Origin of the sequence: Streptococcus sp. IsoGale022 (assembly GCF_031142805.1) — a bacterium.
Lineage (GTDB): Bacteria > Bacillota > Bacilli > Lactobacillales > Streptococcaceae > Streptococcus > Streptococcus sanguinis_A.
The window spans coordinates 42,175-63,916 of the sequence record NZ_JAKZJI010000016.1 but is presented as its reverse complement, the minus strand read 5'-3'; the positions used below and the strand labels follow the sequence as shown (position 1 = coordinate 63,916).

The window sequence follows — 21,742 nt, the reverse complement described above, 5'->3', positions numbered from 1 at the left end:
AAGAAGATGAGCACCCTTAGCTCAACTGGATAGAGTACCTGACTACGAATCAGGCGGTTAGAGGTTCGACTCCTCTAGGGTGCATTAAATTGTTTGATTTTTTCTTAACTTTTGTTATAATGAATTTAATATAAATAGTGGGCACCCTTAGCTCAACTGGATAGAGTACCTGACTACGAATCAGGCGGTTAGAGGTTCGACTCCTCTAGGGTGCATTTGGAAGCGAAGTCTTAGGGCTCCGTTTTTAGATTGTTTAAACACCGGGAAGTAGCTCAGCTTGGTAGAGTACTTGGTTTGGGACCAAGGTGTCGCAGGTTCGAATCCTGTCTTCCCGACTAGATAACATAGAAGATAGATATACTGATCTATCTTTTTTGTTTTTCAAGAAAACTGTGTATTCAGTATCTATGACTTAGCTAACACATGTTGTTATTAAGACTCCTTAGTTATAGTCGGATTTAATTATTGATAGAATCTTTTAGAGCTTCTGGTTCTGTGTCTTTGTATAGTCCTATTAGAAAGCAAGGGATTTGATTACTTAACCAGATTTAGTTTGATTTTAAAGACTGGTATTCCGGGAGTTTAGGCTGTATCAAGCTGCTGAAATGTACTTTCCATTTGGGATGAATAATATTAAAGATAAAAAACCTCTGATAGCAGTGTTTGTTGCCTTCAGAGGTTTTTATATGTGCTGAGTTTGATTTACTACATCAAAGAGTATTCGTCAGATAGCATAATGGTTTCTTTGCCTTTGTTATCAACAATGTAGACTTTTCTAGGAAAGAAAGGGTCAAATTGATAGTTTAAGTCAAATGAAATAATGGTGTTGAAGTTTTTTTGTGAGAATCGTAGAGAGACTCTTCCTTGGCGATTGATGATTTCGAACTTGAGGACTGGGCGAAGTTCAAAGACCCCTTTGAGATTGTTATCAATGATGTACCAGAATGAGTCGACAATTTCTTCAGGGAGGCTCGTCATGATGCCAAAGCTGGCATATCGGCCGAGAGTATTTGTAAATGCCATGGGAGACTCCTTTCTTACAGTCTGGATTTTCTTATATGATACCCGAAAATGCTTGAGATTGCAAGAATTTGACCTCTGGTGAGGCCGAATTAGACAAAAGAAAAAGAGCTTGCGCTCTTTGACAACTTTATCGATTCTTTAGTTCAACATAACGTTTGTACCAAATATTGACATAAGCATCTGAAAATGGACCTCTTCCGTTGTTAATCCAATCAACTAGGATTTTGACATTTTCTTTGAGAATGAAATCCAAATCATCAGAATAGTGCATCTGTTTTTTGTGGCGTTCATATTCTTCTACATCCAAGAGGCGTTTTTCACCATCAGCAAAGACTTTGACGTCTAAATCATAGTCAATGTATTTTAGAGCTTCGTTATCCAGATAGTAAGGACTGGCCAGGTTGCAGTAGTATGAAGTTCCATTGTCGCGAATCATGGCAATGATATTAAACCAGTATTTTTTATGAAAATAGACAATGGCTGGTTCACGTGTTACCCAACGTCGGCCATCACTTTCTGTTACCAGTGTGTGGTCATTAACGCCAATAATGGCGTTTTCTGTTGTCTTTAGTACCATGGTATCTCGCCAGGTGCGGTGAAGATTCCCATCATGCTTATAACTTTGAATTGTAATAAAGTCGCCTTCTTTTGGAAGTTTCATAACTTACCAACTTTCTACAATTTATAAGTTTATCTTCTTTATTGTAACATATTTTCATAGAAATGCATAAGTTTTCATAGAAAATCTTAAAGATATTCTCTCAGAGCGCTAGCGATGTCGGAGAAATCATAGCCTTTGCGAGCTAGAGCTTGGGTCAGACGCTGTTTTAAGTCATAGCCGTCGTACTTTTTTGAGTACTTGCGGTATTGCTTGTCTAGCTCTTTATAGAGCAACTCTTGTTGGTTTTCTTGGTCTTCTTCGATTTCCAAATGCTGATAGGCGGTTTTTGCTTGGCTATAGGAAAAACCTTTGTTTATCAAGGATTGAAGGATTTTATCTTGTAAAGCCTTGCTGGGTATTTTTCCTTGGTGTTTTTTAAGCAGCTTTTCGGCAACCTTGTCTGTTAGTTCAGTGAAATCAAACTGGCTCAATTCCTCTTCTATGATAGTACTTGATATCCCTTTTTGACTGAGTTTTTGTTTGAGAACAAAAGCGCCTTTATCACCAGTGAGAAGATTGGATTGGATAAAAGAATGAGCATATTTTCTATCATTAATCCAACTATCCTTTTTTAGATTGTCCAGGATCTGGCTGATGATTTCTGGTTGGATGTCGTGCTGTGTTAAGTAGTCTTTAACTTCCTTAGCAGTTCTTTGCTTGAAGGAGAGATGATAGAGGGCTAGATTTTTTCCGTAAGAGAACTGGGCATAGTCTTGAATTTCTGATAGCTCCTGCTCTGTGATTTCCATTCCTTTGGACAGCATGAAACGAACGATGGTGTCTTCTGTGATATAGAGCTTCTCACTGTCGTCCAACTCCAAGAGGTAGAGTCTTTTTTTCTTTTCGATTTTTGTGATTTTCATAGGGGATTTTGGTAGAATCCTTTCTTTTAGCCAAATGCTTCAAAGGCAGCTATCAAGCGCAGTTTGTCTGTATCAACATCCTTCCTGCCATAGTAGTCAAGAAAGAGCTCTGCGTATTGGGGGTCAGAAAAATTATAAGTAAGAGACCAGATTGCCCAGAAAAGGTCAATGTGGCGGTCGCTAAGGCCAGCGAGGCCAAGGTCAATAAAGCAGGAGAAGGTTGCTGCGTCTTTCAGAATGAAATTAGGTAAGCAGGCATCTCCGTGAATCAAGGAGTCTGACGTCAGTAGGTCTCCCTGCTCTTGGATAAGCTGGTATGCTTCCTCACGATTTGAGATGTGAAATTGAGGCAGCAAGGCTTTTTGATAAAAGCAGCCTTTCCGATAATTTTCCTCTGCTTGTCCTTTATAGCGTTGGAGGCTATGCTGGATTGGGAAATGCTTGGGTTGGAGGCTGTGAAGTTTTTTGAGTGCGGCAGCCATTGTTTGGCAAAGTTCTTCTGGCTGTTGGAGAAAGGCTAAGGCGTCCTTGCCCTCGGCTTCTTTAGTCAGCAGGTAGTCTTTATCTGTTGTTTGGTAGTGAATGATAGGCACACCGAGTCCTTGCTTCTCAAACCATTTGGCAAGTGTGGCTTCTTGGGATAACTGGCCTTTTTGGTCGATTTTCAAATAATAGCCCGTATCAGCATAGAAAACGCTGGCTCTGGAATGTGAGGAGCTGTCGTAAAAATTGGCTCCCTCTAGATAAGTTCGTATTTGCTCAGGTAACTGGGCCAGTGGAAGGAATATTTTTTCTGCTTTCATACTTTTATTGTAACATATTCTCAACTAATGCGAGGCAGCGTGGTATAATAGAATCATGAATGTGAAAGTGAAGCAAAGAATCCCTTTGAAAATTAAGAAAATGGGGATTAATGGGGAAGGGATTGGATTTTATAAGAAAACGCTGGTCTTTGTGCCAGGGGCTTTGAAGGGTGAGGAAGTCTACTGTCAGGTGACCAGGGTTCAGCGTAATTTCATCGAGGCCAAGCTCTTGACCATCAACAAGCGGTCGAAATTTCGGGTGGAAGCGCCTTGTGAGATTTATGATAGCTGCGGAGGCTGTCAAATCATGCACCTCCACTATGACAAGCAGTTGGAGTTTAAGGAAGATTTGCTGCGTCAGGCCTTGAAAAAGTTTGCGCCAGCTGGTTATGAGAACTATGAGATTCGGCCGACCATTGGTATGCAGGAGCCGCTCTATTATCGAGCCAAGCTGCAGTTTCAGACTCGGAAGTTTAAGGATGAGGTTAAGGCGGGGCTCTATGCCCAGAATTCCCACTATCTGGTCTCGCTGAAAAACTGTCTGGTTCAGGACAAGGTGATGCAACAGATCATAAATAAGGTGGCTAGGCTTTTAGGTAAATACAGGCTTCCTATTTATGATGAACGAAAGACTACTGGAGTACGTACGGTCATGATTCGCAGAGCCAGAAAGACGGGGCAGGTGCAGATGATTTTTGTGACAGGGCGCAAGCTGGACTTTTCTCCAGTCGTCCGAGACCTAGTGGCTGAATTTCCAGAGCTGGAGACAGTGGCGGTCAATTATCATACAAGCAAGTCCAGTGAGATTTATGGGGATAAGACAGAGATTATCTGGGGCAAGGAGGCTATCCAAGAAGGTGTGCTGGACTATGAGTTCTCTCTGTCGCCTCGAGCCTTCTATCAGCTCAATCCTGAGCAGACAGAGGTCCTCTATGCAGAGGCAGTCAAGGCGCTGGATGTGACGGAAGAGGATCATTTGATTGATGCTTATTGCGGAGTGGGGACCATCGGCTTTGCCTTTGCTAAAAGGGTCAAGTCTCTACGTGGCATGGACATCATCCCTGAGGCCATTGAAGACGCAAAGCGCAATGCAAAAAGGATGGGCTTTGCCAATACGCTCTACGAGGCTGGAACGGCAGAGGAGGTTATTCCTCGCTGGTACGCTGAGGGTTATAGGGCGGATGCCTTAATTGTCGATCCGCCGCGAACAGGTCTGGATGATAAGCTGCTGGAGACGATTGTTCGTTATGCACCTGAGAAGATGGTCTACGTTTCCTGCAATGTCTCAACTCTGGCTCGCGATTTGGTCAAGCTCTGTCGGGTCTACGATGTCCACTACATCCAGTCGGTCGATATGTTTCCGCATACCGCTCGGACCGAGGCAGTGGTGAAATTGTCCAAGAGGGAAAGCTCTCGTTTGAGTTAATCGGAAACGGCTCGCTAGAGTTGATAAAATCATTCTAAAAAGGACTTAGTTTTCTGTAATACAGGGCTAAGCCTTTTCTTTTGTCAAGATTGCAATGGTTTTATCTTAAGAATAAGCTAGGAAGGTTAGTCTCCACCTCAATTAGTCACAAAAAGAGAACACTCGTCAAGTGTTCTCCAATGGTAATCGGTTATATTAGAATAAGCCAAAGACGAGGACTGCAAGGACGGCACCAATGATTGGTCCGACAACCGGAATCCAAGCATAGCTCCAATCGCCATCTCCTTTTTTAGGAATCGGAAGGAGACTGTGCATGATGCGAGGTCCTAAATCACGAGCTGGGTTGAGGGCATAGCCAGTTGTTCCACCAAGTGAGAGACCAATCCCGACAATCAATGTTCCGACTGCAAAAGTGCCAATGCCTGCTTGCAGCTTATAAAGTCCAAGAGCGAAGATAGTCAGTACAAGAACAAAAGTTCCAAGGATTTCGCTAATCAGGTTAGAGAAGGTATCTTTGATAGCTGGTCCTGTGCTAAATGTGCCTAAGATGTTAGCTGGATTTTCTTCTGCCAAATAGTGAGGCTTGAACTGTAGGAAGACGAGGAACTGTCCGACCATAGCACCTGCAAACTGAGCTAGGATATACGGAAGAACAGATGCCCAAGGCAAATCACCTTTTAGGGCTACTCCGATAGTGAGGGCAGGATTCAGATGGGCTGGTCCAAGGTTGCCGGATACAAAAGCAGCGATGGCAACAGCAATCCCCCATCCCATGGTAATCACAATCCAACCTGAATTGTGGCTCTTGGTTTTGGGAAGAACCACACCTGCAACTACACCATTTCCCAGAAGGAGCAAGAGTAGTGTTCCTAAAAATTCGCCAAATATTTCTTTCATCATTTATGTTACTCCATTTAAAAGAAGGGGAGGCAGGCAGTTGTTTTCCTACCGCCTCTTCTCGTACTTTCTATTTTTTTAATTCTTCTAAATCGTTATTTACAAGGGCAGCTTGTACGTCTTTTCGATAACCTGCTTTTTCTTCTTCTGTCCAGTCGTAGAAGCGTCCCATTTCTTCCAGAACAGGCTCTATAATAGCGTCTAAACTGTCCCGCATAAAGAGCATGTGATTTGTTCGGCGAAGCAGGAAGTCGACTGGACTGAGAGCTAATTCGTTACGCATAGCATAGTGAAGTGACAAGGTATCCGCTAGGCTGAGACCTGGTGCTTGCTCGATGCTGTGAGCGAGGGCAAAGACTTTAGGAGCATTGGATCCGTATAGGTTTGCAAGATAGAAGGCTTCTTTGCTGTCTAAGCCACGTGAGACACCAAGTTGCGCAAAAGCTTCGATCTCGGAATCCACATTTGCTGGATTGAGCTCTCCGCCTGAAACAGGGTAGGTCTTCGAGTTGATGAGCTTGAAGCTGCGGTCGAATTCTGCTTTTAAGATTTCAACCACGCGCTCCATCGCGCCTTCCGCCATCTTACGATAGTCCGTAATCTTACCACCAGCAAGGGTCAAGAGACCATTGTTATCACGTTCCAGACTGGAACCGCGGGACACGGCAGATGGATCCAAGTGTTTTTCAGACGTGCTGCTTTCGAGTTGCGTAACAGCCGCTTCAACATCCTCACGGGATTTTTCTTTAGCCAAATAGCTCTCAACAGTCGCAATCAGTGCATTGAAGCTTTCGTCGCTAATGGTACCGTTGTTTCCGCCATTGTAGTCAGAAGCGCTGTTTCCTGCAATCAGAGGACGCAGACCTGCCCAGCTGCTTTCGATGTCGTCAATTGTGATCTTTGCTTCTGGGAAGCGATTATTGACAATGCCCAAGAGGTAATCCACATCTTCTTGTGTTACTTTTGGATGCTCAAGGTCGCCAGTGTAGTCAGTGTCAGTCGTACCAAAGTAGGTTTTATTTTCACGTGGAAGAACAAAGACCATCCGGCCGTCTCCCAAGCCTGTATCAAAGTAGACTGGCTGAGAGACCTTGATCTTGCTAGAGTCAACAACCAAGTGAACACCCTTGGTTGGACGCATTTGAGAATATTGCTCACCGTCATTTGACAGATTGCGTACCTTGTCGCTCCAAGGTCCAGTTGTGTTGATAACTAGGCGAGCCTTGATTTCAAAGATTTCATCCGTCAAGAGATCACGCGCAATAACGCCTGTAATCTTTCCAGATTCATCAAAGAGGAAGCCTTCTGCCTTGACATGGTTGGCAATCAGGGCACCGTCTTGGTTGGCGCGTTTGATATTTTCAATTACGAGCCGAGCGTCGTTGTTGCGGAAGTCAAGATAGACACCGCCGCCGACCAGACCTTCCTTCTTGAGTTCAGGCTCCCGTTCTAGCACTTCTTCCTTGCTCAACACCTTGTTAGCAGCAGGAGTGTTGTTGACACCAGCCAAGAGGTCGTAGAGGTCCATAGCCACTTTGAGGCGGAAGAGGCTGAAAGTAGCGCCGTCTTCTTCGTAGACAGGAAGCAGCATAGGATCTGGTTTTGGAATATGGGGGGCAATTTGCTGTACCACAGCACGCTCAGAAACTGTATCTGAGACCACCTCTACGTCGAATTGCTTGAGGTAACGAAGGCCACCATGGACCAATTTGGTAGAGCGGCTAGAAGTTCCTTCTGCAAAGTCCTGCATTTCAATCAGACCGGTCTCCAGGCCACTAGCTGCAGCTTGCAAGGCTACCCCAGCACCGGTAATCCCACCGCCGATAATCAGGAGGTCCAAGGTGCGTTCCTGCATCTTTTTAATCGATAATTCACGTGTTTTCTTTGAAAATTCCATAATTACACACTTTCTAACTTAGTCATTTCATGTTTCTACTGACTTGATTATCAAAATCAGTCGTCGATTTCTGCAAAGACTTGAGTTGCCTTAACGGCTTTTTTCCATCCTTTGTAGAGTTGTTCCTTGCGGGATTCATTCATAGATGGTTCAAAGAGTTCTCCAGTTTCATTGAGGGTGCGGAGTTCGTCTAAGTCTTTCCAGTAGCCTACTGACAGTCCTGCCAAGAAGGCTGCACCAAGAGCAGTTGTTTCTAAGTTTTTAGCACGGGCAATATCGATTCCCAATATGTCAGCCTGGAACTGCATGAGGAAGTTGTTCATAGCAGCACCGCCATCGACTTTGAGGACTTGAATAGCAGTCTTGGCATCCACCTGCATGGTGTCGATGATGTCGCGTACTTGGTAAGCGATGGATTGCAGAGTAGCCTTGATAAAGTCTTCCTTGCTGGTTCCGCGGGTCAAGCCAAAGACAGAACCACGTGCATTTTGATCCCAGTAGGGAGCGCCCAGACCTGTAAATGCAGGTACGACATAGACTTCGTCATTGTTGTGAGAATTGAGAGCATATTTTTCAGATTCTGGTGAATTTTCAACCATCCGAAGACCGTCACGCAGCCATTGAATAGCACTTCCGGCAATGAAGATAGAACCTTCTAAGGCATAGTAAACCTTGCCATTAATTCCGTAGCCAATGGTTGTCAAGAGGTTGTTTTCAGACAGCTGCATCTCTTCACCAGTGTTCATGATGATGAAGGAACCAGTTCCGTAAGTATTCTTGACCATGCCAGGCTCAAAAGCTAGCTGTCCAAAGAGAGCTGCCTGCTGGTCACCAGCCATACCAGAGATTGGAACTTCTCCACCGTAGAAATGGAATGGAGCAGTCTTACCATAAATTTCTGAGTTAGATCGAACTTCTGGAAGCATAGCCTTTGGAATGTTGAGGATTTCCAAAATCTCATCGTCCCATTTGAGTTCCTTGATGTTATAGAGCATAGTACGGGCTGCGTTTGAGTAGTCGGTCACGTGAGCTGCGCCGTCAGTCAATTTCCAAACCAGCCAGGTATCAATGGTACCAAAGAGCAATTCGCCCTTTTCAGCTCTTTCTTGTGCTCCCTCTACATGATCCAAAATCCAGCGAACCTTGGTAGCAGAGAAGTAAGCGTCAATAATCAAACCAGTCTTTTCATGGAATTTTTCCACATAGCCTTGGCTTTTCAGCTGTTCAGCCAGAGGAGCTGTCTGACGAGATTGCCAAACGATAGCATTGTAGATAGGAAGACCTGTATTTTTATCCCAGACGACAGTTGTTTCACGCTGGTTGGTGATTCCGATAGCTTCGATTTGGTTAGGTTTGACTCCACTTTCGATGAAGGCACCGGCGATAACGGACTGCACAGAGTTCCAAATTTCATTGGCATTGTGCTCAACCCATCCAGCTTGAGGGAAAATCTGAGTAAATTCTTTTTGACTGGAGCTAACTTTTTCTCCTTTTTTGTTAAAGATGATGGCGCGTGAACTAGTAGTTCCTTGGTCGATGGCCATGATGTATTTTTCTTGTGACATGAACTGTCCTCCTGGTAAAAATCTTGAGGATGTTTCCTCTACAGTAACTAGTATATAAAATTAAACGCTTTCTTTTTTATCAACTTTTTTTAAATTTTAAAAAAATCTGAGGAGATTGTGCGAAAATCACAAAGAAACCTGGATTTCTCCAAGTTTCTTAATGAAATATCATGTGACGGATTTGAGCCAAATCTTCCAAATCCAAGTCATTTTTTAAATAATAGATAGGAACTTGCTGGGTCTGATGAATAGGATTGTTGGTGATGATGAGGTCATAATTTCTGGTAAGGTCGTAGGATTCAATCGTAATAAAACGATTGTACTCTAAATACCGTCTTAAAATGGCCGTCATCCTGGAAACAACGATAAAGCTATCTGTCAAGTCCATGCCTATCTTGATGACTTGACCGTCGTTTTCAGCAATGTACTCCATCAGCTGGAGCCATTCCCACAAAACCTTTTTATCCAGGGATGTTCCCTGTTGGAAAATAGGCAGTTTACTAAAAATAGTGTCTGCCACTTGTCGATAATCGTATTCGCTCCATAAGTAAGGATGGCGCAATTCCAGAGCGTGCTTGTATTTGTCTTGCAAGAGATGGCCTCGGAAAAGAAAGACATGAGCGCAGAGCTGACTGAGTTCGTAGGTCACTTGGTCTTCAATGTAGTCACCTAGCAAGTCCTGAGACTTCATCTCTTGGATCAGTTGCGTAATCAGACTGGCAATTTCACCGCCAAAGCCCAGTATATACTCCATGGTGTGCAGGGGTAAAATCCGATGGGAAAGCAGAAATGAAAAGAAAATCATCATTTCCCCGTCTTCCTGACTCAGGGTGATGTGCTGACCGGCAAAGAAATCATTTGTCCGGCGATGCAAGCGCTGGTAGAAGATACTTTCAAAATAGCCCTGCATTTTCTGCTCAATGTTTTGGAATTGACAGGCATTGACTCTTAGGCGCTGTTGGGTAATATGCGCCCAAAGGGCCAAGTCCAATCGCTGACCTTGAGAGAGTTGAGCTCCACAGAGTTCTTCTAAGACGGCAACTTCCTTCCTTCTTTCAGATTTTTGAAGTTCCTTTTCCCAATCTTGGCTGGACCAGACCTTGCGAAAGAGGCAGAAATAAAAATAGCGAATTTGATGCTCAGGCCCTTTTAAGCGGCCATTTTGGATAGAAATATCAAACTCTGATAAAATCTGATTTAGACCGGATATGTGACGGCCGAGTGTTGCTTCACTGATCATCAGCTCCTGAGCTAATTGATGAGCTAAAAACTGCTGATGATAGAGCAAATAGTTCAAGATCTGAAATTTAATAGCATTGCCCAAGAAAAGTCTGCGAATGTCCCGACCTTTGGTATCAGGTCCGACGGATAGTCTGAGCGTTTCGTCTTGAAGATGAATTGTTAAGTCTACCTTTTCTTCAATAGCTTTATCGTTGATCAGGCTAATGTACTTGGTCAAGGTTGCTTTCGAGAAGCCTGTTTCTGACATGACGGCCTTCAAACTGGATGTAGAATGCTGCTGTAAATAAGACAGGACAATAAACTGCCCCGCTTCACTCTTTTCCATTAAGTCTGCAAGATACATACGAAAACCCTCTCAATTCACTAATCTTAGCTTATCACAAAAGGAAAAAAAGTCGAAGCAATGTGCTTTATTTTTTCTTATCGTTGCCCGAGGCAATAATGGAAGTCAGAAATCTATCATCATGTCTATCTTAATTCGCTATTCCATTTCGTTTGAACAAGCGTAAGAGGAGCAGATACTCATGCTTTTTTGCTTTGAGGCAGATAGCTTTTTTATGGTATAATTATAGAAAAATGACGATGAGGGAGCAGCTATGGATAATGTAATTGATTTGTCTATCCCAGTGGCAGAAGTGATTGAGAAGCAGCCAGAAGTTTTGGATGTTTTGGTCGAGTTGGGCTTTAAGCCTCTGGCCAATCCTGTCATGCGCAATACAGTAGGGCGCGTGGTTTCTATCAAAAAAGGAGCTGCCATGAATGGAATTGACCTGAATAAAATCAAGCAAACTCTGGAATTAAACGGCTATGAAGTGGTGGGGATTTAGGCATGGCTACTGAACGCATTGAAGTCCTCAAGTCTATCTTGCTGGATCTACATAACGGAGCTTCTGCAGAATCTGTTCAGGAGCTTTTCAATGAGCATTTTGCTGGTGTGTCTGCTATTGAGATCAGCCTGATGGAGCATGAGCTAATGAACTCAGATACGGGAGTGACCTTTGAAGATGTCATGTCCCTCTGCAATGTCCATGCCAACCTCTTTAAAGGTGCCATTCAGAATGTGGAGGTGGCTGATACCGACCATCCAGGCCATCCGGTTCAGATCTTCAAGCAGGAAAATCTAGCGCTGCGGGCAGCCCTCATGCGGGTTCGTAGGCTCCTATCTACCTATGAAAGCACAGAAGATGAGGAGCTTCTACCTGAAATCCGCAAGGGACTCCAGCGTCAGCTGGGTTTGGTGGGGCAGTTTGATATCCACTATCAGCGCAAGGAAGAGCTTATGTTTCCTATCATGGAGAGCTACGGCCACGATTCGCCGCCAAAGGTCATGTGGGGAGTAGACGACCAGATTCGAGACCTTTTCCAAGAGGCTAAGTCTGCTGCAGAGCAGCTGCCGGATACTTCGATTGAGGAAGTTAAGGACAAGTTTGAGACTTTTGCTGCTGAGTTTGAAGCTATGATTTTCAAGGAAGAGTCCATCCTTCTCATGATACTCCTCGAGTCCTTTACTCAGGATGACTGGCTTAAGATTGCTGAGGAGAGCGATGCTTATGGCTATGCCATCATCAAGCCGACAGAGAAATGGATTCCTGCGCGTCACTCATTCTCGGAGGAGGAAGCTGGGGATGCTGCTGATGAAGGAAGCGAAGTGCCAGCAAGCACAGAGCAGACTAGTGATGGCAGATTTCAGCAGGTCATTGATACGCCAGATGGTCAGGTCACTATTTCTTTTAAGCCTAAGGAAAAGAAGGAGCAAGCCTTTAATCGGGAGTCCCAGCAGCCTTTTGGTCATGGCTATCTGTCGGTGACGGAGGCCAATCTGATTTTGGACCATCTGCCCATGGAGATTACCTTTGTCAATAAGGACGATATTTTCCAGTATTATAATGACAGCGTGCCGGCAGACGAGATGATTTTCAAGAGGACACCGTCCCAGATAGGGCGCAATGTCGAGCTCTGTCACCCGCCCAAGTTTTTGGATAAGGTGCGGCGGATTTTCAAGGCTTTGCGTGAGGGAGAGCGGGACAAGTTTGAGATGTGGTTCAAGTCGGAATCGCGGGGCAAGTTTGTCCATGTGACTTATGCAGCGGTGCGGGATGAGGCCGGTGAATTTCAGGGGGTGCTGGAGTATGTACAGGACATTCAGCCCTTCCGTGATATTGACAGTGATTTCTACCGAGATTTGGACTAGGTATTTGCAGTTAGAAAGTGAGAAACATGAGTTACGAACAGGAATTTTTGCAGGAGTTTGAAGCTTGGGTCAAGACCCAGGTCATGATTAACGAGATGGCGCTCAAGGAGAGCCAGGCGGTCTATGAGGCGGACCAGGATGAGCGTGCTAAGGAAGCAGCCATTCGTTATGAAAGTCGTCTCGATGCCTACCAGTTCCTTTTAGGGAAATTCGCCAACTATCAGGCGGGCAAGGGATTTCATGACCTGCCAGACGGATTTTTGGGTGAGAGAAATTATTGATTTTTCGCTGGAAAGGTGATAGAATAGGTTCATCAGAGGTGTTTTGAGTCAAGCATTTTACAGAAAGTGGCGGTGCTGAGAAGTCCATAAGTGTGTCAAAACTGGTTGCTGATGGATAAAAAATGAAATAATTTTGTCTTTTTATTATAAAGACGAGAGTTGCGGGCTTTGCCCGAAATTGGGTGGTACCGCGGATAAACTCATTCGTCCCTGTCATGTAGATGGCAGGGGCTTTTTTATGGAAAGTGAGGTAGGAAGATGAAGCAAGCACAATTACCAGAACGATTAGAAACGGAGCGCCTCATCTTACGAGTCCGTACAGTGGCAGATGCCGAAGATATCCATGCCTACGCCAGTCTGCCAGAAGTCTCCTACCCAGCAGGCTTTCCGCCCGTCAAGACCTTGGGAGATGAGATTTACTATCTGGAGCATATTCTACCTGAGCGCAATCAAAAGGAAAATCTCCCAGCAGGCTACGGGATTGTCGTCAAAGGAACGGATACGATCATCGGATCTGTGGATTTCAACCATCGGCACGAAGATGATGTCTTAGAAATCGGCTATACCTTACACCCAGACTATTGGGGGCGAGGATATGTACCAGAAGCCGCGCGAGCTTTGATAGATGTGGCTTTTAAAGAATTGGATCTTCACAAGATAGAACTGACTTGCTTTGGCTATAACATTCAAAGTCAACGAGTTGCAGAGAAGCTTGACTTCACCCTCGAAGCTCGCATTCGAGACCGCAAAGATTCTCAGGGCAATCGTTGTGATGATTTGAGGTATGGCTTGCTGAAGAGTGAGTGGGAAATAGAAAGGTAAATAGATAAAATGAATAAATTAAAAACGATGTTGAAATCAGAAAAACTTCACTCGACGGAACGGTATTATGTAACAAAAGCAGATGAGTTTTCACATGTAGTAAATAGTGCTTTATTTTTATCATCTAAGAAAACTAAACGTAATATTGCTTACAGTTTACGATATTTAGAATTTTTGAAAATTCAATTAGACGAAATGGTCTTAGATGATTTAATAAAAAAAATGATATGGAAGAATTTCATTATTACTTCTATATCTATAATTGAAGTAATAATGCAGGATAGAACTAACAACAATAAATTTGGTGAAAAATTATTAAAAGAATTTAAAGAAAAAAATCCATTAGATCTTAGTGAGAAAGACTTAGATAAATTAGATGATTTCAGAAAGTTAAGGAATCGAGTGCATATTGAAATTAAATATGATGATGATGACACAGATTGGTTCATGTTTGGAGAAAAAGAATATTTGGAAATGAAAAATTTACTGTATAATTTTTTAACAAGTAAAAAAATGTTTAATTCTGCGTACATAAAGAACATAGATTTCTTAAAATCATAAAGGAGAACACAGATGTCTAAACAACTTTCACCTAAATACAATCCAGCTGAGGTTGAGGCTGGTCGCTACCAAAAATGGCTTGATGCGGATGTTTTCAAGCCTTCAGGAGATCAAAAGGCCAAGCCTTATTCGATCGTCATTCCACCACCAAACGTTACTGGGAAACTTCACCTTGGTCACGCTTGGGATACGACTCTTCAGGATATCATCATCCGTCAGAAACGCATGCAAGGTTTTGATACGCTTTGGCTGCCTGGGATGGACCACGCGGGAATTGCGACTCAAGCTAAGGTCGAGGAGCGCTTGCGGGAGCAAGGCATTTCCCGCTATGACCTCGGTCGTGAGTCTTTCTTGACTAGGGTCTGGGAATGGAAGGACGAATATGCGACGACTATCAAGGAGCAATGGGGCAAGATGGGCCTCTCTGTGGACTATTCTCGTGAGCGCTTCACGCTAGATGAAGGTCTGTCAAAAGCTGTCCGCAAGGTCTTTGTCGAGCTTTACAAGAAAGGCTGGATCTACCGTGGTGAGTTTATCATCAACTGGGACCCAGCAGCACGCACAGCCCTGTCTGATATCGAGGTCATCCATAAGGACGTGGAAGGTGCCTTCTACCACATGAACTACATGCTGGAAGATGGTTCACGCGCCCTTGAAGTGGCGACCACTCGTCCTGAGACTATGTTTGGGGACGTTGCCGTTGCGGTCAATCCAGAAGACCCACGCTACAAGGATTTGATTGGTCAAAACGTTATTCTGCCAATCGCTAATAAACTAATCCCAATCGTGGCTGATGAACATGCGGATCCTGAGTTTGGGACAGGTGTCGTGAAAATCACGCCGGCTCACGATCCAAACGACTTCTTGGTTGGTCAACGTCATAACTTGCCACAAGTTAATGTGATGAACGACGACGGAACTATGAACGATCTAGCCTTCGAATTTGCGGGTATGGACCGCTTTGAAGCTCGCAAAGCTGTTGTCAAGAAACTGGAAGAAATCGGTGCCCTCGTTAAAATCGAAAAACGTGTCCACAGCGTTGGTCACTCAGAGCGGACTGGCGTTATGGTTGAGCCGCGTCTGTCTACCCAGTGGTTCGTCAAGATGGACCAATTGGCTAAGAATGCCATTGCCAACCAAGCTACAGATGACAAGGTAGAATTCTACCCGCCACGCTTCAACGATACCTTCCTCCAATGGATGGAAAATGTCCACGACTGGGTAATTTCCCGTCAGCTCTGGTGGGGTCACCAAATCCCAGCTTGGTACAATGCTGAAGGTGAAATCTATGTGGGCGAAGAAGCGCCGGAAGGCGATGGTTGGACTCAGGACGAAGACGTCTTGGATACTTGGTTCAGCTCTGCCCTTTGGCCATTCTCAACCATGGGTTGGCCGGATATAGACTCAGCAGACTTCAAGCGTTATTATCCAACATCAACCTTGGTAACTGGTTATGATATTATCCCGTTCTGGGTATCTCGGATGATTTTCCAAGGTTTGGAATTTACTGGCAAGTCGCCATTCAAAAATGCATTGATTCACGGTCTCATTCGGGATGAGGAAGGTCGCAAGATGTCCAAGTCTCTCGGTAACGGGATTGATCCGATGGATGTCATTGACAAATACGGTGCTGATGCCCTGCGTTGGTTCCTGTCAAACGGCTCTGCCCCTGGCCAAGACGTCCGCTTCAGCTATGAAAAGATGGATGCTTCTTGGAACTTCATTAACAAGATTTGGAACATTTCCCGCTATATCCTCATGAACAATGAAGGCTTGACGCTGGATGTAGCGCGTGAGAATGTCGCTCAGGTAGCGGCTGGTCAAGCTGGTAATGTTACTGACCGCTGGATTCTCCACAACCTCAACGAAACCATTGGCAAGGTCACTGAGAACTTTGACAAGTTTGAGTTTGGTGTGGCTGGCCACATCCTCTACAACTTCATTTGGGATGAATTTGCTGACTGGTATGTGGAGCTGACCAAGGAAGTGCTTTACAGCGACAATGACGACGAGAAAGTCATCACTCGCTCCGTCCTCCTTTACACGCTGGACCAAATCCTGCGCCTGCTTCACCCAATCATGCCTTTCGTGACTGAGGAAATCTTTGGACAAATCTCAGAAGGCACCATTGTGACAGCGGCTTATCCAGTGGTTCGTCCAGAGTTTGAAAATGCCGAGGCAGCAGCTGGTGTGGAAGCCCTCAAGGACCTGATCCGTTCGGTGCGCAATAGCAGAGCTGAGGTCAATGTGGCGCCAAGCAAGCCAATTACCATCTTGATTAAGACGACAGACAGCGCGCTGGAAACCTTCTTCAAGGATAATGTCAACTACATCAAGCGCTTCACCAATCCTGAGCATTTGGAAATTGCGGCAGATCTTGCCGTGCCAGAGCTGGTCATGTCTAGTATCATTACAGGCGCAGAAATCTATCTGCCGCTGGCAGACCTCCTCAATATCGAAGAAGAACTGGCTCGTCTCGAAAAAGAACTAGCTAAGTGGCAAAAAGAACTGGATATGGTCGGCAAGAAACTCTCTAACGAGCGCTTCGTAGCCAACGCCAAACCAGAAGTCGTCCAAAAAGAACGAGACAAACAAGCCGACTACCAAGCTAAGTACGACGCGACCGTAGCGCGGATTGATGAGATGAAGAAACTTGTGAAATAATACCTAAAACCTAACCCTTAGGGTTGGGTTTTAGGTATGAGAATGTTATAATAAGAAGCAAGAAATTTTAGGAGTATGCTATGGGGAAAATTGTTGCTATTGATTTGTTTAGTGGTGCAGGTGGAACTACAAGTGGACTTAAAAAATCAGGTATAAATGTTCAAGTTGCTATTGAAATAGATCCTGTAGCAGTTAAAACATATAAGTTAAACAATCCTGAAGTGTATGTAATAGATAGAGATATCAAATTAGTATCAGGGGATGAAATAAAACAGCACCTTAAAATTGGTTCAGACGATAAGGTAATGCTTGTGGCGTGTCCACCTTGTCAAGGTTTTTCAACTATTGGGACTAATAATGAAAACGATGAGAGAAATCAACTTGTTTTTCAATTTCTACGTTTGATTAATGAATTGAACCCAGATTTTTTATTAATGGAAAATGTTGTAGGTATGATTAGAGCAAAAAATAAGAATATCTTTAAAAGTTTTTTGACATCAATCAATAATGCTTATAATGTTAACTATGATATTGTAAATACAGCTGACTATGGAGTTCCTCAATTAAGAAAAAGGTTAGTATTACATGGGATAAAAAAAGAACTTCTAGATCAAACAACACTGACTTTAAATTTACCTCCTAAGACACATTCAAATATACCAGAGTTAAATCTTCTGCCATGGGTTAATGCAGACGTTATAATGGATTTACCACCAATTAACGGGGGTGAAGAGTTTATTGGTGAGGGTATCTACAATCATGTTGCTAATAAATTATCAGATTTAAACATTGAAAGAATTATTCATATTAGAAATAATGGTGGTAACAGGAGCTCGTTACCAGAATCATTAGTGTTAAATTGTCATAAAAATATTTCAGGGCATAAGGATGTGTACGGAATCTTAGATATTACAAAACCCTCTATTACAATTACTGGTGGATGTATGACATATTCGAAAGGTAGATTTGGCCACCCGACTCAAAATAGAGCTTTGAGTGCGAGGGAAGCTGCAAGATTACAATCTTTTGATGATGACTATATTTTTGTTGGAAATAGAGGTCAATTAGCTAAGCAAATTGGTAATGCAGTTCCAGTGAAATTAGCTCAAGCTAGCGGAAGTTACTTTATGTCAGTTTTTAGGGAGTTGAATGAATGAGTAAAGATACGATTGAATTGTTAGAGAATTTATCTAAGAAGTTTACTCTTAATAAAGAGTCATTTTATCCTTTTATCGAGCATATTAGATTTCCAAAGTATAAGTCGTTAGTACCAAATTCTAGGATTGATTTTACTTATCCAATAACACTATTAGTTGGTCAGAATGGAGGAAATAAAACCTCAATTTTACAGGCTCTATATGGTTCTACTGATGGCAAAAGTATAGGAGATTACTGGTTTAGTACGGATGTTGACAAAATACAGTCTGGATATGGTGTAGACAGGCAGTGTTTTATCTACGGGTATTATTTTGAACCTGCAAATAAAGTTGTTGAGATTTTGAAGACCAGAATTCTTAGAGAAAATAATCCTGACTATTGGGAACCTGCAAGACCTCAAAGAAGCTATGATATGGTAATTGAAAAGGATTATAAAGCATTAGGTAGCTCATCAGCTACTCGTTGGGATGTACTGAAAAAAGAGGTGGTTTATTGTGACTGTAAAGAATATGTTTCGGCTTTTGATCTTTTCTTTTATCATTATGATTTTCAACCTACACTTAGACAAAGAAGTAAGCAGGATTTTATTAGATTAAGATCTAAAAAGCTAGCTGAAGTAATTGAAAACAACTTAGATGAATATGAGTATCAGAAAAAAGATAGAGTGCAGTTAAATGAAGTTGTATCAGAAGAAGTATGTTTAGCGGTCAGTAAAATAATGGGGGAAACGTATGACGAAATAAAAATAATTACTCACGATTTTTACTCTAAGCAATCGGGAAATAAACCTTCTAAGACGATATGGGTTCGAAAAAACGGTCAGGCTTATTCAGAAGCATTTGCAGGAACTGGAGAAGCACGAGTCATTCTTTTGGTAAATGATATAATTAAAGCTCCTAAAAATTCATTACTGTTAATCGATGAACCTGAAATATCGTTACATCCAAGCGCGGTGTATCGCTTTAAAGATTTTTTAATTGAAATTACTTTAAGGAATAATCACCAGGTCGTCATCACCACTCACTCAACTCAACTATTAAAAGATTTTCCTAAAGAGGCAATAAAAACCGTTTCAAGAGTTGATGAACAAATTAAAATAACTGAGAATATTGACTATCAAGATGCCTTTTTTGAGCTTGGTGATATATATCGGGATAAGAAAATGGTTTATGTTGAAGATAAGTTAGCTAAATATATTTTAGATTTTGTTATTAATAAATCAGATAGTGATAATTTAAAACAAAACTTAGTTGTTAACTATATTCCAGGTGGAGCGAATCAGATAATTTGTAATAATATTTTAAACTCTTCGTATTTAGATTCTGATAACCATTATTTTTGGCTTGATGGGGACCAAGATACGAAAGTAAAAGAGTCAGCTGATTTACAGCAGTATCTTGAAAATGGGTTTGTTATATCAGATAAAATTCCTGAGGCAGATAATAAAAATCTTGATGAAATTATCCAAGAGATAACAGGATGTTCAATTAAATTCAAAGTTTCAGGTAGCCAAGGTCAAAGAAATTATACTGAATTGATTGAAAAACAAAGAAGATTTATAAATTATTGGTCTAAATATGTTTCCTACCTTCCTTTTCAAACTCCAGAACTTTATTTGGCTAAGCTATGCGACAGCGTAGATAGTGAGGATTATGACTTTTCTACGGATGAAAACGGAAAAGAATATTTTAGAATAAAAACTAAAGAAGCATTGGGAATAGAAGATATAACTTCTGAAGATGTTTTTCAGGAGCAGAGAAGAGCTGTTTCAAAATTACAATCGGATCCAGAAATGTTTCAGTGTATCAAAGAAAAATTAGAGGCATTGTTTAATTCCTTAGATTAAGTAACTACATGACAAATTCTGTAAGTTCGAACCGACCTGAGAAGTACAAAATTCCAGCTTTCTTCTCAGGTGTTTGGGGAATTGAGTTGAGATTTGGATAGATCAACGAGTTATGGATGACGTAAATTAATTAGTTTATTAGTGTTTCACATCAGACTTATTAATAAAATTATCTAGATACCTATTTTGGTAGTCGTGATATTCATGCTGTTCAGCAAGAAGGTATTTCCAACAAGGCATTTTGAAACTACTATTAAAGCTTCTGCTTTAATTAAACTCCCACAACCAAGTTCAGTTAGATCTGTACTTGGTTTTTCTATCCCTTCCTCTTTCATCCCTCACCGACTTAATACTTTCTTTTAAGTCTTAAAAATGATAAAATAAGACAAACAAACTATAGGAGAACATAATGACTAAAGCAAATTTTGGTGTTGTTGGTATGGCTGTTATGGGCCGTAACCTTGCTCTAAATATCGAATCTCGTGGCTATACAGTTGCCATCTATAACCGCTCAGCAAACAAGACAGAGGATGTTGTTGCCTCTCATCCTGAGAAAAACTTTGTACCAAGCTATGATGTGGAGTCTTTTGTGAACTCTATCGAAAAGCCACGTCGGATTATGCTGATGGTTCAAGCTGGTCCTGGTACAGATGCGACTATTCAGGCGCTGCTCCCTCACTTGGATAAGGGTGATATCCTGATTGACGGTGGGAATACTTTCTACAAAGATACCATTCGCCGCAATGAAGAGTTGGCTAACTCTGGCATCAACTTCATCGGTACAGGTGTTTCCGGTGGTGAAAAGGGCGCATTAGAAGGGCCGTCTATCATGCCAGGTGGTCAAAAAGAAGCTTATGAGTTGGTAGCGGATGTCTTGGAAGAAATCTCTGCCAAAGCTCCTGAAGACGGTGCCCCATGTGTGACCTATATCGGTCCTGATGGCGCTGGTCACTATGTAAAAATGGTCCATAACGGGATTGAATATGGAGATATGCAGCTGATTGCTGAAAGTTATGACCTGATGCAGCACTTGCTGGGGCTTTCAGCTAGTGAAATGGCTGACATCTTCACAGAGTGGAACAAAGGCGAGCTAGACAGCTATCTGATTGAGATTACAGCAGATATCTTGACACGCAAGGACGATGAAGGTCAAGATGGTCCAATCGTTGACTACATTCTGGATGCCGCTGGCAATAAAGGGACTGGTAAATGGACCAGTCAATCTTCACTGGATTTAGGTGTGCCGCTGCCCTTGATTACTGAGTCAGTCTTTGCGCGTTACATTTCTACCTACAAAGATGAGCGCGTGGCTGCCAGCAAGGTATTGCCAAAACCAGCTGCTTTCACCTTTGAAGGAGACAAGGCAGAGTTGATTGAGAAGATCCGCCAGGCTCTTTACTTCTCAAAAATCATGTCTTATGCTCAAGGATTTGCTCAATTGCGTGTAGCTTCTAAGGAAAATAATTGGAATCTGCCGTTCGGAGAGATTGCTTCTATCTGGCGTGCTGGCTGTATCATCCGTGCCCGCTTCCTTCAGAAAATTACAGATGCTTATGGTCGTGATGCTGACCTTGCAAACCTACTCTTAGATGAATACTTCATGGATATTACGGCTAAGTATCAGCAGGCGGTCCGTGATGTTGTCAGCTTGGCTGTGCAAGCGGGAGTACCAGTGCCAACCTTCTCTAGTGCCATTGCTTACTTTGATAGCTACCGTGCGGAAAATCTGCCGGCAAACCTGATTCAGGCTCAGCGTGATTACTTTGGTGCTCATACATACAACCGTAAAGACAAAGAGGGTACCTACCACTATTCTTGGTACGACGAAAAATAGGATAGGCC

The 21,742-nt window shown here is 42.7% G+C and carries 18 protein-coding genes and 3 tRNA genes; 13 read left to right on the top strand and 8 right to left on the bottom strand.

Annotation, left to right across the window (positions count from 1 at the left end):
- The first annotated feature begins 10 nt into the window (after positions 1-10).
- The 3 genes from RG608_RS08865 to RG608_RS08855 all read left to right on the top strand — a co-directional run bounded on the left by RG608_RS08865 (position 11) and on the right by RG608_RS08855 (position 335).
- Positions 11-84 (top strand) — tRNA-Arg (locus tag RG608_RS08865).
- A gap of 57 nt (positions 85-141) precedes the next feature.
- A tRNA-Arg gene (locus RG608_RS08860) sits at positions 142-215 on the top strand.
- Between the two features lie 46 nt (positions 216-261).
- A tRNA-Pro gene (locus RG608_RS08855) sits at positions 262-335 on the top strand.
- Between the two features lie 370 nt (positions 336-705).
- Here RG608_RS08855 and RG608_RS08850 read toward each other — a convergent pair.
- From RG608_RS08850 to RG608_RS08835, 4 genes are all read right to left on the bottom strand, one after another.
- A complete protein-coding gene (locus RG608_RS08850) occupies positions 706-1,023 on the bottom strand; it encodes a DUF960 domain-containing protein (protein WP_002899683.1) in 318 nt (105 codons plus the stop codon).
- Positions 1,024-1,150: 127 nt separating this feature from the next.
- A complete protein-coding gene (locus tag RG608_RS08845) occupies positions 1,151-1,684 on the bottom strand; it encodes a DUF402 domain-containing protein (RefSeq protein WP_002896978.1) in 534 nt (177 codons plus the stop codon).
- A gap of 86 nt (positions 1,685-1,770) precedes the next feature.
- Positions 1,771-2,547, bottom strand: coding sequence for a recombination regulator RecX (gene recX, locus RG608_RS08840; protein WP_308946857.1), 777 nt, complete (start codon positions 2,545-2,547; stop codon positions 1,771-1,773).
- A gap of 26 nt (positions 2,548-2,573) precedes the next feature.
- Positions 2,574-3,350, bottom strand: coding sequence for an aminoglycoside 3'-phosphotransferase (locus RG608_RS08835; RefSeq protein WP_308946856.1), 777 nt, complete (start codon positions 3,348-3,350; stop codon positions 2,574-2,576).
- Between the two features lie 55 nt (positions 3,351-3,405).
- Between RG608_RS08835 and rlmD the strand changes: the two genes are divergently transcribed.
- Positions 3,406-4,776, top strand: a complete 1,371-nt coding sequence (rlmD, locus tag RG608_RS08830; RefSeq protein WP_308946855.1) for a 23S rRNA (uracil(1939)-C(5))-methyltransferase RlmD — start codon at positions 3,406-3,408, stop codon at positions 4,774-4,776.
- 195 nt (positions 4,777-4,971) lie between these two features.
- On the opposite strand, the gene RG608_RS08825 is transcribed toward rlmD, so the two are convergent.
- The 4 genes from RG608_RS08825 to RG608_RS08810 all read right to left on the bottom strand — a co-directional run bounded on the left by RG608_RS08825 (position 4,972) and on the right by RG608_RS08810 (position 10,720).
- The gene (locus RG608_RS08825) at positions 4,972-5,676 is read right to left on the bottom strand and encodes an MIP/aquaporin family protein (RefSeq protein WP_268683324.1); all 705 of its coding nucleotides are present in this window, start codon (positions 5,674-5,676) and stop codon (positions 4,972-4,974) included.
- Between the two features lie 67 nt (positions 5,677-5,743).
- On the bottom strand, positions 5,744-7,570 hold the full coding sequence (gene glpO / locus RG608_RS08820) for a type 1 glycerol-3-phosphate oxidase (protein ID WP_308946854.1): 1,827 nt from the start codon (positions 7,568-7,570) through the stop codon (positions 5,744-5,746).
- A 56-nt stretch (positions 7,571-7,626) separates the two neighbouring features.
- Positions 7,627-9,135, bottom strand: a complete 1,509-nt coding sequence (gene glpK / locus RG608_RS08815; protein ID WP_002905838.1) for a glycerol kinase GlpK — start codon at positions 9,133-9,135, stop codon at positions 7,627-7,629.
- A gap of 157 nt (positions 9,136-9,292) precedes the next feature.
- Positions 9,293-10,720, bottom strand: a complete 1,428-nt coding sequence (locus tag RG608_RS08810) for a helix-turn-helix domain-containing protein (RefSeq protein WP_268687249.1) — start codon at positions 10,718-10,720, stop codon at positions 9,293-9,295.
- A gap of 253 nt (positions 10,721-10,973) precedes the next feature.
- Here RG608_RS08810 and RG608_RS08805 point away from each other — a divergent pair, with 253 nt between their 5' ends.
- The 9 genes from RG608_RS08805 (at position 10,974) to gndA (ending at position 21,734) form a co-directional block, all read left to right on the top strand.
- The gene (locus RG608_RS08805) at positions 10,974-11,204 is read left to right on the top strand and encodes a DUF1858 domain-containing protein (protein WP_015605542.1); all 231 of its coding nucleotides are present in this window, start codon (positions 10,974-10,976) and stop codon (positions 11,202-11,204) included.
- Positions 11,205-11,206: 2 nt separating this feature from the next.
- On the top strand, positions 11,207-12,568 hold the full coding sequence (locus RG608_RS08800; protein ID WP_268687248.1) for a DUF438 domain-containing protein: 1,362 nt from the start codon (positions 11,207-11,209) through the stop codon (positions 12,566-12,568).
- 26 nt (positions 12,569-12,594) lie between these two features.
- Complete coding sequence (locus RG608_RS08795) at positions 12,595-12,849, top strand: DUF1912 family protein (RefSeq protein ID WP_268687247.1); 255 nt, start codon at positions 12,595-12,597, stop codon at positions 12,847-12,849.
- A gap of 258 nt (positions 12,850-13,107) precedes the next feature.
- The gene (locus RG608_RS08790) at positions 13,108-13,671 is read left to right on the top strand and encodes a GNAT family N-acetyltransferase (RefSeq protein WP_268687246.1); all 564 of its coding nucleotides are present in this window, start codon (positions 13,108-13,110) and stop codon (positions 13,669-13,671) included.
- Positions 13,672-13,680: 9 nt separating this feature from the next.
- The gene (locus tag RG608_RS08785) at positions 13,681-14,232 is read left to right on the top strand and encodes a hypothetical protein (protein ID WP_268687245.1); all 552 of its coding nucleotides are present in this window, start codon (positions 13,681-13,683) and stop codon (positions 14,230-14,232) included.
- Positions 14,233-14,244: 12 nt separating this feature from the next.
- Positions 14,245-16,896 (top strand): valine--tRNA ligase, encoded by a 2,652-nt coding sequence (locus RG608_RS08780; RefSeq protein ID WP_268687244.1) that lies wholly within the window; start codon positions 14,245-14,247, stop codon positions 16,894-16,896.
- A gap of 80 nt (positions 16,897-16,976) precedes the next feature.
- On the top strand, positions 16,977-18,053 hold the full coding sequence (locus RG608_RS08775) for a DNA cytosine methyltransferase (RefSeq protein WP_308946852.1): 1,077 nt from the start codon (positions 16,977-16,979) through the stop codon (positions 18,051-18,053).
- On the top strand, positions 18,050-19,900 hold the full coding sequence (locus RG608_RS08770; protein WP_002913168.1) for an ATP-dependent endonuclease: 1,851 nt from the start codon (positions 18,050-18,052) through the stop codon (positions 19,898-19,900). The genes RG608_RS08775 and RG608_RS08770 overlap by 4 nt, the downstream gene beginning before the upstream one ends.
- Positions 19,901-20,309: 409 nt before the next feature.
- Positions 20,310-21,734 (top strand): NADP-dependent phosphogluconate dehydrogenase, encoded by a 1,425-nt coding sequence (gene gndA, locus RG608_RS08765; RefSeq protein WP_002896998.1) that lies wholly within the window; start codon positions 20,310-20,312, stop codon positions 21,732-21,734.
- Positions 21,735-21,742 lie beyond the last annotated feature (8 nt).

Coding starts and splice junctions, on each gene's coding strand:
- RG608_RS08835 (WP_308946856.1), bottom strand. CDS start 3,350: ATGAAAGCAGAAAAAATATTCCTTCCACTGGCCCAGTTACCTGAGCAA.
- glpK (WP_002905838.1), bottom strand. CDS start 9,135: ATGTCACAAGAAAAATACATCATGGCCATCGACCAAGGAACTACTAGT.
- RG608_RS08845 (WP_002896978.1), bottom strand. CDS start 1,684: ATGAAACTTCCAAAAGAAGGCGACTTTATTACAATTCAAAGTTATAAG.
- rlmD (WP_308946855.1), top strand. CDS start 3,406: ATGAATGTGAAAGTGAAGCAAAGAATCCCTTTGAAAATTAAGAAAATG.
- glpO (WP_308946854.1), bottom strand. CDS start 7,570: ATGGAATTTTCAAAGAAAACACGTGAATTATCGATTAAAAAGATGCAG.
- RG608_RS08775 (WP_308946852.1), top strand. CDS start 16,977: ATGGGGAAAATTGTTGCTATTGATTTGTTTAGTGGTGCAGGTGGAACT.
- RG608_RS08850 (WP_002899683.1), bottom strand. CDS start 1,023: ATGGCATTTACAAATACTCTCGGCCGATATGCCAGCTTTGGCATCATG.
- RG608_RS08825 (WP_268683324.1), bottom strand. CDS start 5,676: ATGATGAAAGAAATATTTGGCGAATTTTTAGGAACACTACTCTTGCTC.
- recX (WP_308946857.1), bottom strand. CDS start 2,547: ATGAAAATCACAAAAATCGAAAAGAAAAAAAGACTCTACCTCTTGGAG.
- gndA (WP_002896998.1), top strand. CDS start 20,310: ATGACTAAAGCAAATTTTGGTGTTGTTGGTATGGCTGTTATGGGCCGT.
- RG608_RS08800 (WP_268687248.1), top strand. CDS start 11,207: ATGGCTACTGAACGCATTGAAGTCCTCAAGTCTATCTTGCTGGATCTA.
- RG608_RS08780 (WP_268687244.1), top strand. CDS start 14,245: ATGTCTAAACAACTTTCACCTAAATACAATCCAGCTGAGGTTGAGGCT.
- RG608_RS08805 (WP_015605542.1), top strand. CDS start 10,974: ATGGATAATGTAATTGATTTGTCTATCCCAGTGGCAGAAGTGATTGAG.
- RG608_RS08795 (WP_268687247.1), top strand. CDS start 12,595: ATGAGTTACGAACAGGAATTTTTGCAGGAGTTTGAAGCTTGGGTCAAG.
- RG608_RS08810 (WP_268687249.1), bottom strand. CDS start 10,720: ATGTATCTTGCAGACTTAATGGAAAAGAGTGAAGCGGGGCAGTTTATT.
- RG608_RS08790 (WP_268687246.1), top strand. CDS start 13,108: ATGAAGCAAGCACAATTACCAGAACGATTAGAAACGGAGCGCCTCATC.
- RG608_RS08785 (WP_268687245.1), top strand. CDS start 13,681: ATGAATAAATTAAAAACGATGTTGAAATCAGAAAAACTTCACTCGACG.
- RG608_RS08770 (WP_002913168.1), top strand. CDS start 18,050: ATGAGTAAAGATACGATTGAATTGTTAGAGAATTTATCTAAGAAGTTT.